Source organism: Kitasatospora sp. NPDC001132 (assembly GCF_053598415.1).
This window is the reverse complement of the sequence record NZ_JBSFKF010000047.1, coordinates 1-17,135: the sequence shown is the minus strand read 5'-3', so window position 1 is coordinate 17,135 and position 17,135 is coordinate 1. Positions and strand designations below refer to the sequence as shown.

General features: G+C 74.4%; 8 protein-coding genes. All 8 read left to right on the top strand.

The window, feature by feature from the left end; all coding sequences use genetic code 11:
- Window positions 1–71: 71 nt before the first annotated feature.
- The 8 genes from ACWDBE_RS36235 to ACWDBE_RS36200 all read left to right on the top strand — a co-directional run bounded on the left by ACWDBE_RS36235 (window position 72) and on the right by ACWDBE_RS36200 (window position 16,685).
- The gene (locus ACWDBE_RS36235; RefSeq protein WP_449810072.1) at window positions 72–1,970 is read left to right on the top strand and encodes a non-ribosomal peptide synthetase; all 1,899 of its coding nucleotides are present in this window, start codon (window positions 72–74) and stop codon (window positions 1,968–1,970) included.
- Between the two features lie 154 nt (window positions 1,971–2,124).
- Entirely contained in the window at window positions 2,125–3,336 is a 1,212-nt protein-coding gene (locus tag ACWDBE_RS36230; RefSeq protein ID WP_449790335.1) for a cytochrome P450, read from the top strand.
- Window positions 3,333–4,370 (top strand): methyltransferase, encoded by a 1,038-nt coding sequence (locus ACWDBE_RS36225; RefSeq protein WP_449810071.1) that lies wholly within the window; start codon window positions 3,333–3,335, stop codon window positions 4,368–4,370. The genes ACWDBE_RS36230 and ACWDBE_RS36225 overlap by 4 nt, the downstream gene beginning before the upstream one ends.
- Window positions 4,370–5,104, top strand: coding sequence for a thioesterase II family protein (locus ACWDBE_RS36220; RefSeq protein ID WP_449790337.1), 735 nt, complete (start codon window positions 4,370–4,372; stop codon window positions 5,102–5,104). The genes ACWDBE_RS36225 and ACWDBE_RS36220 overlap by 1 nt, the downstream gene beginning before the upstream one ends.
- Before the next feature lie 250 nt (window positions 5,105–5,354).
- Window positions 5,355–8,672, top strand: a complete 3,318-nt coding sequence (locus tag ACWDBE_RS36215; protein WP_449810070.1) for a non-ribosomal peptide synthetase — start codon at window positions 5,355–5,357, stop codon at window positions 8,670–8,672.
- Window positions 8,669–9,469, top strand: coding sequence for a thioesterase II family protein (locus ACWDBE_RS36210; RefSeq protein WP_449810069.1), 801 nt, complete (start codon window positions 8,669–8,671; stop codon window positions 9,467–9,469). The genes ACWDBE_RS36215 and ACWDBE_RS36210 overlap by 4 nt, the downstream gene beginning before the upstream one ends.
- Window positions 9,466–13,200, top strand: a complete 3,735-nt coding sequence (locus ACWDBE_RS36205) for an SDR family NAD(P)-dependent oxidoreductase (RefSeq protein WP_449810068.1) — start codon at window positions 9,466–9,468, stop codon at window positions 13,198–13,200. Before ACWDBE_RS36210 ends, ACWDBE_RS36205 begins: the two co-directional genes overlap by 4 nt.
- Window positions 13,201–13,352: 152 nt before the next feature.
- Window positions 13,353–16,685 carry a condensation domain-containing protein gene (locus ACWDBE_RS36200; protein WP_449790341.1) on the top strand — a complete coding sequence of 1,111 codons (3,333 nt, stop codon included), beginning with the start codon at window positions 13,353–13,355 and terminating at the stop codon, window positions 16,683–16,685.
- Window positions 16,686–17,135: the final 450 nt, after the last annotated feature.

Here is a 17,135-nt window from a genome sequence, read left to right as displayed (position 1 = left end):
CGCACGACCACTTCTGCCACGACTGCACCACGACGACCTCTGCATGACCTCCGCACGATGACCTCGGCACGGTGACCAGAGAGGACGACATGATCAGCCAGCAGGACGCCCCGGCAGGCCCGCACGCCGCTCCCGACACGACCCTGGTCTCCCGGATCGAGGAGTTCGCCCGCACCACCCCCCGAGCCCCCGCCGTACGCCACGGCGGCCTCGCACTGACCTACGAGGAGCTGGACCGCAGGGCCGGGCGGCTGGCCCGTAGCCTGGCGGAACACGGCGTCGGACGCGGCGACATGGTCGCCATGTACCTGGGCCGCTCGGTCGAATGGGTGGTCGGCATGCTCGGCTGCCTCAAGGCCGGCGGTGTCTGCATGCCGCTGGACCCGGCCGTCCCGGCCGAGCGCTTCCACCGGGCGGTCACGGCCGGGCGCCCCGCGGCCGTGATGACCGCCGCCCCCGGTCGAGCCTCCGGCACCCCGCTGCCCGCCGTCCCAGAGGGCCTGCCCGTGCTCGTCCTGGACGCCGCCGCCGCGGACCAGGACGACGCATCCGGCCCGAACCCGCACCACCCGCGACCGCTGCCGCGCCGCGAAGAACTCGCCTACGCGATGTTTACCTCCGGCTCCTCCGGGGCAGCCAAGATCGTTTTGGCGCAGCACTCCTGGTTGGCCCTCAGCGCCGCCCGCAGCGCCACCATCAACGCCACCACCGCGGCCGACCGCGGCTCCTGGCTGGGCGCCGCCGGCGCCGGGATCGCCCTGCACGAGGTCGGCGGCCTGCTGTGGCAGGGCGCGCAGATCGTCATCGGCGACCACGACGTGATCGCCTCCCCGCCCGCGCTGCGCGACTGGCTGCTCGCCGAGCGGATCACTCAGAGCTTCGTCATCACCCCCGTCGGCGAGGTGCTGCAGAACCTGCCCTGGCCGAGCACCTGCGACCTGCGGCTGCTCACCCTCGGCGGCGACCGCCTGAACGGATGGGGGCCGGCCGGCCTGCCGTTCGAGGTAGCCGTCTCCTACGGCAGCCTGGAGGCGTTCCAGATCGCCAACTCCCTCCACCCCTGGGACCGGCGCTGCACCCCCGCCACGGCCACCGCGGCCGACCGCGCGTCGACCCCGCCGGTGGGCCGCCCGATCGAGGGCGTCACCGTCCACCTGCTGGAGGAGGACGGCCTGACCCCGGCCGGCGAGGGCATCGGCGAGGTGTGGATCGAGTCCGACTGCCTGAGCCTGGGCTACCTCGGAGACCCGGCGCAGACCGCCGACCGCTTCCGCCCCAACCCCTTCGGCGCACCGGGCAGCCGCATCTACCGCTCCGGCGACGCCGGGCGCCTGCGCCCGGACGGCATCCTGGAACACCACGGCCGGATCGACGACATCGTCAAGATCCGCGGCCACCGCGTCGAGCTCGGCGACGTCGAATGGGTGCTCGGCCGCCACCCGGGCGTGCGCCAGGTCGCCGTGGTCGCGGCCATGGACGGCGACCAGCGCCGCCTGGTGGCGTGCTTCGTCGGACACCACGAGGTGACCCCGCTGGAACTGCGCAACCACGCCGCCGAAGTGCTGCCGGACTGGATGGTCCCCGTCGCCTACGTGCAGCTGGACGCGCTCCCGCTGAACACCTCCCACAAGATCGACCGCCGCCGGCTGCCCCCGCCGGACTGGACCCGCGGCCGCCCGTCCCGTGCCTGGCGCGCCCCCGCCCCGGGCACCGAGACCCGGCTGGCCGCCCTGTTCGCCGACCTGCTCGGCACCGACCGGGTCGGCGCGGACGACCACTTCCTCGAACTCGGCGGCGACTCCCTGCTGCTGGCCCGCCTCCAGGGCCGGATCGAGCAGGACCTCGGTGCCCGCGTCGAGATGACCGACCTCGCGGCCGACCCCACCATCAGTGCCCTGGCCCGCCTCGTCACCGATGCCGCCGCCAGCACCGCGCCCGCGCTCGCGCCCATCACCCCGCGCCGCCGCTGACACCACCACCGCACGACCCGGCGTGACCCGACACGACCAGGTACGACCCGACACAAAACCCGACACACCCTGCGACCCGGCACGGCCCGACGACCCTTCAGGACGCACCCGCCCACAGACCCCCGCAGACCGACGCACCGGCATGGAGACTGGCATGACCACCGAGGCCGCGGACGCCACCGACCGGTTGGTGACCGCATTCGACCACCACGACCCCGCCTACACCCCGCTCACCGCCCAGCGCGTCAACAGTGAGATCCGCGAACAGGGGGTGACCTGGTCACCGGCCTACGGAGGGATCTGGATCCTCTCGCGCTACGACGACGTGCGCGCCGCCCTGACCGACTGGCAGACCTTCAGCTCCGCCCGCGGCGTGCACTTCCCCCGGGCCGAGGGCATGCCGATGTTCTCCCCGATCGACTACGACCCCCCGCAGCAGCGCGAGATCCGCGAGCGCATGGCCGACCCCGTCACCCGCGAGGCCGTCGGCACCCTCGAACCCGAACTGCACCGCATCGCCCGCCGCCTGCTCGCCCGCATCGCCCGGCGCGGCCACGGCGACCTGATGGCCGAACTCGCCGAACCCTTCGCCATCGAGGTCCTCGGCGTCGCCTTCGGCCTCTCCGACGGCTGCCGCGCCCGCGTCCGCGAGGCCACCCGCACCATGTGGACGTACATCTCCACCGACCGCGACGCGAGCAAGTTCTGGCCCGCCTTCCACGCCCTGCTCGCCGAGGAGATCGACCGGGTGCGCAGCGCCCCCGACGGCAGCTACCTCGCCCGCCTCGCCGCCATGCAGCGCGACGGACGGCCGCTGGCCGACGAGGAGCTGTACTCGATCATCGTCAGCTTCTGCGTCGCCGGACACGACAACACCATGAACGCCATCACCCGCCTGGTCCACACCCTCGCCCTGGACCCCGGCCTGCAGCTGCGGCTGCGCCGCGAACCGCAGCTGCGCCCGGCCGTCGCCGAGGAGGTGCTGCGCCGCTGGTGCCCCACCGACCGGTTCACCCGCACCACCACCCGCGAAGTGACCGTCGCCGGCACCGTCATCCCGGCCGGCGCCCGCGTGGTGCTGCTGTTCGACGCGGCCAACCGCGACCCCGCCAAGTTCCCCGACCCTGACACGTTCGACCCCGACCGCGGCAACTCCCACCAGCACCTCGGCTTCGGCCACGGCATCCACCACTGCATGGGCGTGCACCTGGCCCGCGCCGAGTTCGCCGCCGTGCTGGACGAACTGGCCGACCTGCCGCTGTTCGACCCGGACGGGCCCAGCGCCCTGCACTTCGAGAACGGCCGTCACATCATGTTCGACCAGGTGCCGGTGCGCTTCCGCACCGGGGAGGAGCACTGCGCATGACCGTCGAGACGACGCCCGGCCCCGGTCCGGCGACACCGCCGCCCGCTCTGCTGATCGACCTGGCCACCGGCCTGTGGCGGGCCCAGACCCTCGTCGCCGCGATCGACACCGGGGTGTTCGCGGCGCTGGACACCGCCCCCGCGGACGCCCCCGGGCTCGCCGCCCGCCTCGGCCTCGGCGAACGCCCCACCGAGGTCCTGCTCACCGCCTGCACCGCGCTCGGCCTCCTCGAACAGCACGACGGCCGCTACCTCAACACCGCCGTCGCCGCCCACTACCTGGTGCCCGGCCGCCCCGACTACTTCGGCGACTACGTGCGCATGGTCACCGCCTACACCGCCCCCGGCTGGCTGCGCGCCACCGAGGCCGTGCGCACCGACGCCCCCAGCAAGCCGGTGCCCGACCCCGGCCGCAACATGTTCGAGGAGGGCAACCGCCCGCAGTCCTTCTGGGACGGCCTCTACGCCTTCTCCACCCTCACCGCCCGGGGGATGGCCGCCGCCCTCGACCTCACCGCCACCCGCCACCTCCTGGACGTCGGCGGGGGATCGGGCGCCACCCTCATCGAACTGTGCCGCCACAACCCGCACCTGGCCGCAACCGTCCTCGACCTGCCGCACGTGTGCGGGCTCGCCCGCGCCCGCATCGCCGCCGCGGGCATGTCCGGGCGCATCACCACCGCCCCGGCCGACTTCTTCACCGAGGCGCTGCCCACCGGGCACGACGCCGTCCTGCTCTCGATGATCCTGCACGACTGGGACGAGGAGCAGAACCGCAAGCTCCTGGGCCGCTGTCTGGACACCCTGCCCTCCGGCGGCACCCTGCTGATCAGCGAACTGCTCGTCGACGACGACAAATCGGGCCCCGTCGACGCCGCCCTCATGAGCATGAACATGCTGGTCGGCACCTGGGGGCGCAACTACACCGCCGCCGAGTACACCGCCTGGCTGTACGACGCCGGCTGCGCCACGGTGCGCACCGTGCGCTTCGACGCCCCCGGGGCCAACGGCGTCGTGATCGGGGTGAAGGCCTGATGGAACCCCACCAGCGGCGCTGGTTCCTGCGCGAGCCGTCCCCCGAGGCCCAGATGCTCCTGCTCTGTATGCCCTACTCCGGCTGCGGCGCCTCCATGTACCGGTCCTGGCCCGCCGTCATCGGCGCGGCCGAGGTCGTCGCCCTGCAGCTGCCGGGGCGCGAGAACCGCATGCGCGAACCCCACTTCGGCACCTACCAGGATCTCGCCAAGGCGATGCTCGACGACGTCGGCGACCTGCTCACCGCCCGCCCCTACGCCCTGTTCGGCCACTGCGGCGGCGCCCTGCCGGCCTTCGAACTGATCCTCCAGATCGCCGAACGCGGCCTGCCCGCTCCCCATCGCTACTTCGTCTCCAGCCAGGTCGCCCCCCAGGACGGCCCCTGGGGCCGTTTCCTCGGCCTCGACGAGCAGGGGCTGCGCGACGAGATCGCCGGACTGCTGGCCGCGATGGGCGCCGCATCCCGCGCCGGCGAACTGGTCGACCTGTTCATCGACGTCATGGAGGCCGACCTGGAGGCCAACCGCCGCTACCACCGCCCCGCCGGCACCGTGCCCTGCCCGATCACCGCCCTGGGCTGGAGCGACGACGTCGAGGTCCCGCACACCCTGATGGGCGGCTGGCAGCTGTGGTCCGCCACCGAGAAGGCGGTCCTGCCAGGCACCCACTACAGCTTCCTCGACGCCCCGCCCGAGCTCCTGGAGGTCCTCGCCCCCCGGCTCCACCCCGCCTGACCCGCACCCGCGCCACGCCGCACCACCTACGGACGACGGGACCCCGGCACCCCCCGGTGCCGGGGTCCCGCCGCACGTCCGCATGCCCGGAACCCGGCGACCACACCCCCGCGCGCCCCGCCCCGGTGCCCGGATCCCGAAGCCCGCGTGGCCCTGTTACAACGTCGACTCTGAAGTATCGTGTTGACTCTGAATCGTCTGTTGAGCAAAGTCTGTAACGAATCTGCACGCCTACTGGGAGGACCGCGGCATGCGTCAACAGAGCGAGTTGCTTCGACGACTGCGCCGACTGCCGGGGGAGCGGCGCGACGAACTGCTGGCCCAGCTGGAGGGCGTCAGCGCAGGCACCCGGTCGGCCCCGCTGTCCTACCGGCAGGAACAGCTGTGGCTGTTCGACCGCTTCACCCCCAGCAGCCTCGCCTACGGCCTCGGCTTCGCCCTGCCCATCGAGGGCCCGCTCGACGAGGACGCGCTGCGCGCCGCCCTCACCGACCTGCTGCGCCGCCACACCGTCCTGCGCTCGGTCTTCCCCGACGAGGACACCCACGGCGCCCAGCACGTACGGCCGGTGCCCGACCTGCGCCCGGAGACCGAGGACGTCCCCGACGGGCGGCTGCGCGAGCGCGCCGACCAAGTGGTGCGTGACGAACTGCGCCGCGGTCTGGACCTCAACACCGGCCCGCTGGTGCGCCTGCGGCTGCTGCGCGCCACCCCCGAACGGCACCTGCTGGTGCTCACCGGCCACTACCTCGTCCTGGACCCGCGCTCGGCCCCGGTGCTCCAGCGTGACCTCGCCCTCGCCTACCGTGCCCGCAGCGCCGGAACCGCCCCGCAGTGGCCCGGCGAGGCCGCCGACTTCGGCGCCTACGCCACCTGGCAGCGCCAGTGGTGCGACCAGGACGGCGCCCGCGAGGCCACCGACCACTGGCGCGCCACGCTGGCCGGCTGGGAGGGCACCGAACTGCCCGCCGACAACCCCCGGCCCCGGCTGCTCGACCTCGGCAGCGACGTCGTCCGCGTCCCGCTGCCGCCGGGTGCGGCCGCCGCCGCCGACGCCCTCGCCGCCGAAGCCGGCACCGGGCGCGAGGACGTCCTGCTAGCCGCCTTCCTGGCCGTGATCGCCCGTCACACCGCCCGCACCGACCTCACCGTCGGCCTGCCGCTCGACGTCACCGGCCCCTTCGACCCCGACCGCCTGGTCGGCGACCTCGGCAACCTGATGCCGCTGCGCGTCGAACTCGACGAGGCCCACACCTTCGCGAGCGTCGTCGCCCGGGTCCGCGACGCCCGCCGCTCCGGCGCCCGGCACGCCACCCTGCCGTTCAAGCTCGTCCTCGACGCCCTCGGCGTGGAACCGGACGCCGGGCGCCTGCCCCTGGTGCAGATCGGCTGCACCACCGCCCCCGAGCCCGCCGAGCCCGCCGACGCCGGAGACGTGCGTATCGGCTGCGAACAGGTCGACGCCGGCGCCGGCACCTTCGAACTCGCCCTGGAGCTCGGCGGCGGCGAACAGCCCACCGTGGCCGTGCGGTTCGCCACCTCGCTCTACCGCAGGACCACGGCCGCCCGCCTCCTGGAGCGCTTCCTACAGACCCTGGACGCCCTGTGCGATCGGCCCGACCGCCCCCTGGGCGACGCCCCACTGGGCACCGACGCCGAACGCGCCGACGTCCTGCGGCACTGGAACGCCCCGATCGGCACCCCGCCCGACACCCCGCTGCACGAGCTGTTCGCCGCCGTCGCCGCCCAGGGCCCCGACCGCACCGCCCTGCGCTGGCAGCACGGCACCCTCGACTACCGCGCCCTGGACGCCTGGTCCCGCCGCATCACCCACCGCCTGCGCGCCGCCGGCGTCGGCCCCGGCGACCTCGTCCCGGTCCTCATGGAACGCGGCCCCGCCCTGATCGCCGCCGTCCTCGGCGTCCTGCGCGCCGGCGCCGCCTACGTCCCCGTCGACACCGCCCAGCCCGACGAGCGCCTCGCCGTGATCCTGGAGGACACCGGCGCCCGCACCGTCCTCGTCACCGCCGCCACGGCCGGCCGCGTACCCCCGCAGCTGCGCCTGACCCTGGACACCGAGGCACCCGCCGACCCGCACGGACAACCGGAAGCCGACCCGGCGCCGGTGGCCGTGCCGCCCGCCGGCGCCGCCTACGTCATCTACACCTCCGGCTCCACCGGCCGCCCCAAGGGCGTGGTCGTCGAGCACCGCAACGTCGCCAACTTCACCCGCACTGTCCAGGAGATGTTCGCCCTCACCCCCGAGGACCGCGTCCTGCACTTCGCCTCGCCCGGCTTCGACGTCTCGGTGTTCGAGATCTTCGGCGCCCTGCTCAGCGGCGCCGCCCTCTACGTCCTGGACGAGGACCAGCGCCGCTCGGCGGAGGCCCTGGACACGGTGCTGCGCGAGGAGCGGATCACCGTCGTCGACCTGCCGCCGGTGATCATGGAACTGCTCGACCCGGACGGCTACCCCGACCTGCGGATCGCCTTCGTCGGCGGCGAGGCCTTCACCGGCGAGCTGACCACCCGCTGGGCCCGCGGCCGCGGCTTCTGGAACGGCTACGGCCCCACCGAGACCACCGTCACCGTGGTCGCCAAACGCTGCGAGGGTCAGTGGGAGACCTCCCCGCCGATCGGTCGGGCCATGGCCAACCACCGCGCCTACGTCGTCGACGCGGCCGGCGCCGGCATCCTGCCGCCCGGCGCCGTCGGCGAACTCGCCATCGCCGGCCTCGGCGTGGCCCGCGGCTACCTGGGCCGCCCCGACCTGACCGCCGAGCGCTTCCGCCCCGACCCCGACGGCCCGCCCGGCTCCCGCCGCTACCTCACCGGTGACCTCGCCGTCTGGGACGATACCGGCGACCTGCACTTCGTCGGCCGCGCGGACCGGCAGGTCAAGGTCCGCGGCGTACGCATCGAACTCGGCGAGGTGGAAGCCGCCCTGCAGGCCGTCGACGGCGTCGCCCAGGCCGTCGCCGAAGTCGCCACCGACCCGCGCGCCGGCACCCTGTTGGTCGCCTACGTCGTGCCCGAGCAGCCCGGTGAACTCCAACTGGACACCGTCCGCTCCGCCGTCGCCGCCCGCCTGCCCGCCGCCATGGTGCCCGCCGTCCTCGTCCCGCTGGAAGCCGTCCCGCTCACCGCCAGCGGCAAGACCGACCGCCGCCGCCTGCCCGCCGTCGAATTCGCCGCCGTCGACGACCTCACCGAGGCTGACGAGAACGACAGCACCGCCACCGAACGCACCATGCGCGAGGAGGTGTTCGCCCCGCTGCTGGGCACCCGCATCGGCAACGACGTCAACTTCTTCGCCGCCGGCGGCACCAGTCTCCAGGCCATCCAGCTCTCCTCCCGCGTCAAGGCCGTCTTCGGCGTCGTCGTCCCGATCGCCGACTTCTTCTCCACCCCCACCGTCTCCGGCCTCGCCGCCCTCGTCGACGCCGCCACCACCGGCCACGACGCCCACCGCGACGCCCTGGCCGCCGCCCTCGCCCTCGTCGAAGGCCGCGACGACGCCGAACTGGCCGAACTCGCCGCCGCCCTGGACGGCGAGGAGGCCCCGTGAACCCCACCACCCGTGCCGCGGACGCCACCGAGATCCGCCCGGCCGGCTATACCACCGACTCGCGCTGGGTCCGCCGCTGGGCCCGCCCCGGCGCCCGCCTGCGCCTGATCTGCCTGCCCTTCGCCGGCGGCGGCGCCTCCGTCTACCAGCGCATGGCCGCCCTGCTGCCCCCCTGGGTGGAGACCCTCGCCATCCAGCTGCCCGGCCGCGAGGACCGCTCCCGCGAGGACCCGCCCACCGACATCACCACCCTCACCACCGCCTGCGCCATCGCCCTGCGCCCCTACACCACCAAGCCCTACGTCCTCTACGGGCACTGCGCCGGCGCCCTGCTCGCCCACGAGATCGCCCACGAGATGGGCCGCCGCTTCGGCACCTGGCCCCAGCGTCTGATCGTCGCCGAACAGGGCGCCCCCCAGAACCCGCCCCCCGCCCACCCCCTGCACCGGCTGCCCGACGACCGGCTGCTCGCCACCGTCGCCGAGCGCGGCGGACTGCCCGAAGCCGTCGCCCGCAACACCCAGCTGCTGGAATTCCTGTTGCCCGTACTGCGCAGCGACTTCGCGCTCTGGGAGAACTACCGCCACACGCCACGGGCCCCGCTGCCCGTCCCGATCACCACTGTCCGCGGCGACAACGGCACCGTCACCGAGGACGACCTGGCCGGCTGGGCCGAGCAGACCAGCGCCGGGCGTACCGCCCTGAGCGTCGAAGGCGGCCACTACTTCATCGTCGGACTCACCCCGGCCGCGGCCCGGCGCATCGGCGAGCACCTGCCCACCAAGGAGGCCCGATGACCACCCCCGCCCCCGCCCCCGCCGGAGCGGACGCCGCCGCCCGCATCGCCGCCGGCACCCCCGGCGTCCGGGACGCCGCCGCCGTGCACGACCGCCGCCTGCGCACCCGCGCCCCCCACCCCGCCGCCGGCCTCGGCACCGGTCACGCCCCCGCCGGCACCCCGCTGCCCGCCGACCGGCCCGCCCTCGTCCACGGCCCCGAACCCGTCCTGCCCCCCGACGCCGTCACCACCCTGCCCGAGGCCCTCGAACGCGCCGCCCGCACCGCAGGCCACCGCGGCACCACCTACCTGCTGCCCGATGGCACCACCGACCGCCAGACCTACGCCCAGCTCTACGACGACGCCCGCCGCATGCTCGCCGGACTGCGCCGCCACGGCCTCGCCCCCGGCGACACCACCCTGCTCCAGTGCGCCGACAGCCGCACCTTCGTCACCGCCTGGTGGGCCTGCGTCCTGGGCGGCATCCGCCCCACCCCCCTCGCCCCGGCCCCCGAATACGCCACCGACAACGCCGCCGTCCGCAAACTCGCCTCCGCCTGGGACCTCCTGGGCCACCCCCCGGTCATCGCCGACCCCGGCCTCGCCGACGCCGTCCGCGCCCTGGGCACCCGCCTGCCCGGCGGCCACGACCTGCGCGTTCTGCCCGCCGACACCCTGACCGACGCCGAACCCGCCACCTGGCAGACCCCCGACCCCGACGCCCTGATCGTCAACCTCCTGACCTCCGGCAGCACCGGCACCCCCAAGTGCGTCCAGCACCCCCACCGCACCCTCGTCGCCCGCAGCTACGCGGCGATCGCCGCCAACGGCTTCACCGAACACGACGTCTCCCTGAACTGGATGCCCCTCGACCACGTCGGCGGCATGATCATGTTCAACCTCCGGGACGTCTTCCTCACCTGCGACCACGTCAACATCCGCACCGAATCGGTGATCCGCCGCCCCCTGCTGTGGCTCGACGCCGCCGACCGCTTCCGCGCCACCTGCACCTGGGCCCCCAACTTCGCCTACTCCCTCGTCGGCGACCACGCCGACGACATCGCCGCCGGCAGCTGGGACCTCAGCCGCCTCACCAACATCTGCAACGCCGGCGAAGCCGTCGTCGCCCGCACCGCCCGCCGCTTCCTCGAACTCCTCGCCCCCCACGGGCTGCCCGCCGACGCCATGGTCCCCTGCTGGGGCATGTCCGAGACCTCCTCCGGCGTCACCTACACCCGCATGCACCGCGACGACCCGGCCACCGCCACCATCGCCCTCGAACCCGCCTCCCTCGACGGCCACCTGCGCGAACTGCCCGCCGGCACCCCCGGCGCCGTCGTCGTCACCGAGGTCGGCGCCCCCGTGCCCGGCGTCACCCTGCGCATCGTCGACGCCGAACACCGCCTCCTGCCCGAAGGACGCGTCGGCCGCCTCCACATCACCGGCCCCACCATCCACCGCGGCTACGCCCGCAACGACCGCGCCAACCGCGAGAGCTTCACCGCCGACGGCTGGTTCGACACCGGCGACCTCGGCTTCCTCCACGACGGCCGCCTCCACCTCACCGGCCGCCACAAGAACATGGTCATCGTCAACGGCGCCAACTTCCCCGCCCACGAGATCGAAGCCGTCGTCGAACAGGTGCCCGGCGTCCGCCCCGCCTGCTCCGCCGTTGCCGCCCTGCCCGACGAGGACACCGGCACCGACGCCCTCATCGTCTTCTTCGTCCCCGACACCGGCGACGTCCCCGCCCTCGTCGATGCCATCCGCACCGCCCTCGCCCGCGACCTCGCGCTGCGCCCCACCCACCTCATCCCCGTCACCGCCCAGGAGTTCCCCCGCCAGAGCGGCGGCAAGGTCCAGCGCGAACGCCTCCTCGACGGCTGGCGCACCGGCCGCTTCGACGACCGCTGCTACGGCGGACAGAGCGACACCGACACCCCGGACGCCACCACGGCCCTCGCCGTCACGTGGGAACCGGCCCCCACCCCGCTGCGCGAGGGCCCCGCCGGACCCGTCATCGCCGTCACCACCGGCCCCGCCGGCTGGCTCCCCGAGCAGCTCGCCCCGGTCCGCATCCCCGCCGGCACCGACCCCGAACCCCTCGCCCGCGCCCTCGAAGAAGCCTTCGCCCGCACCCCCGACGGCGCCACCCCCCGCGTCCTGTTCACCGCCACCGGTGACCCCACCACCCCCCACGACCCCGACACCGGCGCCCTCGCCCGCCTCCTCGCCACCATCGCCGCCCTCGCCCACACCCGCCCCGACGCCCACCTCACCGTCCTCACCCGGCACGCCGTCCACGCCGCCCCCGGCGACCGCGTCCTGCCCGGCCGCCACGGCCTCACCGCCCTCGTGCGCACCGCCCGTTCCGAACGCCCGGTCGCCCGCACCACCCTCCTCGACGCCCCGCCCGACGCCACCCCCGGGCAGCTCGCCGCCCTCGCCACCGCCGAACACGACGACGACGTCATCGCCGTCCGCGACCACACCCCCCTGCGGCAACGGCTGCGCACCCTGCCCCTGCCCGACACCTACGACCTGCCCGCCGGCCTCCTGCCCCGCGCCGGCACCTGCCTGCTCACCGGCGGCCTCGGCGGCCTCGGACGCACCATCGCCGAACACCTCGTCGTCGCCCACGACGCCCGCCTGCTCATCGTCGGCCGCACCCCCGAGGACCGCCTCAACCCCCAGGCCCGCGCCACCCTCGACCTGCTCACCGCCCTCGGCGACGTCCGCTACCGCCAGGCCGACGCCGCCGACCCCGACGCCCTCGCCGACGCCGTCGCCGACGCCGAAACCGCCTGGGGCCGCGGCCTCGACCTTGCCCTCCACCTCGCCGGCGCCCCCGTCGCCGCCCAGTGGAACCGCCTCTCCGCCCACGAACTGCGCGTCGAGACCCGCCACTGGCTCGACCGCATGCTCCACCCCAAGGCCGGCGGCTGCACGGCCCTCGACCACCTGCTCACCACCCGCCCCGACACCGCCGTCGTCCTCTTCTCCTCCGTCAACGGCCTGCTCGGCGGCACCGGCTTCGGCGCCTACGCTGCCGCCAACGCCGTCCTCGACGGCTGGGCCCAGCACTGGGCCGCCACCGGCCGCCGCGCCCGCAGCCTCGCCTGGAGCATGTGGGACGGACCCGGCATGAACCAGGGCAGCCCGCTCATCGCCGCCGCCCGCCACCGCGGCCTCACCCTGCTCGACCCCACCGAGGCCACCCTCGCCCTCCTCGGCGCCCTGCACACCGCCCCCGTCCACCTCCTCATCGGCGCCGACCCCGCCAACGAGCAGATCAAGCCCCTCCTCGCCGCCGACCAACTGCGCGGCGGCACCATCGCCGTCGCCGTCGTCCCCCAGGACGGCCAGGACCCCCAGCGGCTGCGCGCCGACGTCGCCGCCCGCCTCGCCGACCACGGCATCTTCGCCCGCGTCGCCCTCACCCCCCGCATCGAACGCGACCGCAGCGGCGCCCCCGACCCCGCCGCGCTCCTCGCCGCCCTCAACGCGGCCGACACCGGCTACACCGAACCCGAGGGCCCGCTGGAGCAACTCCTCGCCCACGCCACCGCCGACGTCCTCGGCATCACCCGGGTCGGCCGCGACGACTCCTTCTTCAGCCTCGGCTGCGACTCCGTGCGCGCCGTCCAGCTCGCCGAGGCCCTCACCGCCCGGCTCGGCGACCCGATCAGTGTCGGCACCCTCTACGAATCACCCACCGTCCGCACCCTCGCCGCCGCCATCGACCGCTGAACCACCCGCGGGGGCCGGACCGTCGCCCGGCCCCCGCGGCGTGCCGTACGACCGCACCGACCGCACGGCGACCGCCGCAACGACCGTGCGACAACCACCCGGCGACCGCGCAACGCCTACGCAAAGACTGCACGCTGAGTTAACGTATCTTCATGAGAGACTACGAAGACTTCATGCCTCTCGCAGTCATCCAGGAGCACTTCTGGACCGCCGACGCCACCGCGGCCGAACAGGCGCCGCTGACCGAATGCGTCGCTCTGGCCCTCCCCGGACACCTGGACCCGACCGCGCTGCGCACCGCCGTCCGCGCCCTCCTCACCCGGCACGAGATCCTGCGCAGCGCCATCCGCCTGCACGACGGAGCGCCGGCCCAGACCGTCCTGCCCGTGCCCGAGGAACTGCCGCTCACCGAGACCGCCCTCACCGGCGCCGGCGCGGACGCCGAACGCGACCGGGCACTGACCCGCTTCGCCGCCACCGGCATCGACCCCGCCACCGGCAGCGCCATCGCCTTCCTCCACCTGCGCGGCCCCGGACCCGACGGCCACGACACCCTCGCCCTGGCCGTCCACCACATCTACGCCGACGCCACCGCCGTCCGCCTCCTCATTGCCGAACTCGCCGCCGACTACACCGCCGCCCTCACCGGCACCCCCTCACCCGTGGCCGACCCCGACCTCCAGTACGGCGACTTCGTTCACTGGGAACACGACACCCTGCTCCCCGCCACCCAGCACACCGACACCGCCTGGTGGCAACAGACCCTCCAGCACGCCCCCACCAGCCTCGACCTGCGCCCCGACCACCCCCGCCGGCGCCACCGCCGCGGCCGCGGCCGGCGCACCGAAACCCTCCTGCCCGGCATCGACGGCCCCACCCTGCGCCATGCCGCCCGCACCCTGCACTGCTCGCCCTACGCCCTGTGCCTGACCGCTTGGGCCGCCCTCATCACCCGCTCCACCGGCCATGACGACCTGATCCTCGGCGTCCTCGCCGCCAACCGCGGCATCCCCCAACTCGAAACACTGGTCGGACAGTTCGCCAACACCGTCCCGCTGCGCCTGGACCTCTCCGGCGCCCCCGACCTCTCCGGCGCCACCACCCGCTGCTCCGCCGCCGTGGCCGCCGCCCTCGAACACGTCCGGCTCCCGTTCAACCGCATCCTCCAGGCCGCCGCCGCCCCCCGCCCCACCGACCGGCCACCGCTCATCCAGCACATGTTCATGCCCCGCGCGGACGCCGTCGGCCGCCCCACCTTCGGCGGACAGCCCGCCCACGCCCTGGACGTCACCCGCGACCGCGGTCGCTTCGACACCGTCGCCGAAGTCGAACTCGACGGCGAACACGTCCGGTTCTGGCTCGAATACGACAGCGACCTCTACACTCCCGACGGCGCCCGCGCGCTCACCGAGGACTACGCCCGCATCCTGCGCCAGTGGCTGGACCGGCCCGAACTGCGCCTGCCCGACCTCGAACTCGGCACACCCGCCGCCCAGACCCCCGCCACCGGTACACCGGGAGAGGGGCCACGGCTGGACCTGCCCGACGGCACACTCCTCACCCTCACCCTGGACCACACCCGCGGCCCCGAGCACTGGCCCCTGCTCACCGCACTCGCCGGAGCCCGCGCGGAGGACCTCCACCTCGAACCCGGACGCTCCCCGCACCACCCCGCCGCCCTCCTCCTGGCCGGCACCCCCACCGGACTCACCGCCCGCCGGGACACCCGCGGCCGGTTGGAGATCGTCGCCGGCCTGCCCGACGCCGAACCACCCCTGGCCGAGGGCCGGCCCGACCCGGGCCGGCCCTCAACCCCCGGCCCGGCCGGTCCGGACCGCCTGCTCGCACTCGTCCTCGAACTCTGGTCCCAGGCCCTCGGAAACCCCGAACTCACCGCCGAGGACGACTTCTTCGCCAGCGGCGGACACTCCCTCCTCGCCACCGGCCTCACCGCCGACCTGGAGGAGACCCTCGGCATCAGGGTCCGCGTCCGCACCCTCTTCGAGTACCCCACCCCCGCCGAACTCACCGCCCACCTGCGCGCGGCCAACCCCGAACTCGACGCCATCCTCGACCTCGTCGCCGACCTGCCCGACGACACCTCGGGCAACGACACCGACGACGCCTCAGCGAGCGGCACCGTCCACGGCCCGGCATCCCGGCCCGACACCCCCGTCGACGTCCCCCTCCTGTCCGGCCAACGCCAGCTCTGGCTCGCCGAACAAGCCGACCCAGGCGCCCTCACCCACACCATCCCCCTCATCCTCGACCTCACCGGCCCCCTCGACCCCCAGGCCCTCGCCACCGCCCTCAACGACGTCATCGCCCACCAGCCCGGCCTGCGCGGCACCTTCATCGAAACCGACGACGGCCCCGTCCAGCGCATCCACCCCCACACCGACCTCGACATCCCCCTCCTGGACCTCAGCCCCCTCGACGACACCACCCGCGACACCGAACTGCGCCGCCTCGAGGACGACCTCGCCTACACCGGCTTCGACATCACCCGCGCCCCCCTCCTGCGCGCCCGTGTCATCCGCCTCACCCGCCACCACCACCAGGCCCAGCTCCTCTTCCACCACCTCGTCACCGACGAGGTCTCCACGACCCTCCTGCTACGCGACCTCGCCACCGCCTACCAGGCCAGGAGCACCGGCACCACACCACGACTGCCGGCCCACGAAACCGACTTCGCCACCCTCGCCCGCGCCGAACAGGACCTCCTCGACGGCCCCGAAGGCGACCGTCTGCGCCGCTTCTGGACCCGCGAACTCGCCGGCGCCCCCACCCTGCGACTGCCCACCGACCACTCCCGCCCCGACAAGCAGGCCTTCCGCGGCGAATTCCTCGAACGACCCCCCTCCGCCCCCGCCGCCACCACACTGCGCGACCTCGCCACCGCCTGCCGCACCACCCCCTTCACCGTCTACTGCACCGCCGTCGCCACCCTCCTGCACCGCCTCAGCGGCCAGCACGACCTCGTCATCGGAATCCCCACCGCCAACCGCACCCAACGCGGCGCCGAACACCTCATCGGCTGCTTCCTCAACGTCGTCCCCCTGCGCCTCGACCTCTCCGGCAACCCCCGCTTCGACGAACTCGTCCACCGCGTCAGCGCCGCCGTCCTCCGCGCCTACGAACACCAGCAGGCCCCCTTCGCCGACATCGTCCAGACCCTCCAGCCCCGCCGCACCCCCGGCATTCACCCCATCTACCAGGTCACCTGCGAACTCCAGCTCGAATCATGGATCCCCGACCGCTTTGCCGACCTCCACTGCACCTACCGCTTCCTCACCCACGGCACCGCCCGCTACGACATGGCCTTCCACGGCCTGCTGCGCCCCACCGGCCTGTCCGCGATGCTCGAACTCAACACCGACCTCTGGGACCGCCCCACCGGCTACCACCACATCGACCGCCTCCTGCACCTCCTGGCCGCCGCCGCCCGGTCCCCTCACACCCCGGTCGCCGACCTCCCGGTCTGACGTCCGTGCAGCCTCCGCCGGGGTATCGGCACCCGACGGTGCCCAGCGTCCGGGCGCACGTGCCCGTGGGACGGTTCACGCCGGTCTCCTGGTCGTCGCCGCCCGGCCCGGCGCCCCGTTTGCCGGGGTGCCCGACGGTGCCAGGCCCACCGGCCGGTGGCGGCGCATCCCACCAGACCGCCGCCCGGTCTGCTCGCCTGCGCGCAGGGTGTGGGTGTCGTCCGGACGGTGGGGGAGCAGCGGGCGCCTTGGCGGTGCCGCGAGGGTGGGCACGACTGCGTTTCCGGCGCCCCCCTCAGGCCGTGCGATCGACAGGTGAGGCAGCAGTCGGTGGACCCGGAGGCCGGATCAGGGAAAGGCCTCGCCCGCCATGCCGGCGGTGAGGGTGGTGCCGTCGGCCGGGTCGATGAGCAGGAACGATCCGGTGCGGCGGTTGTCGGTGTAGCTGTC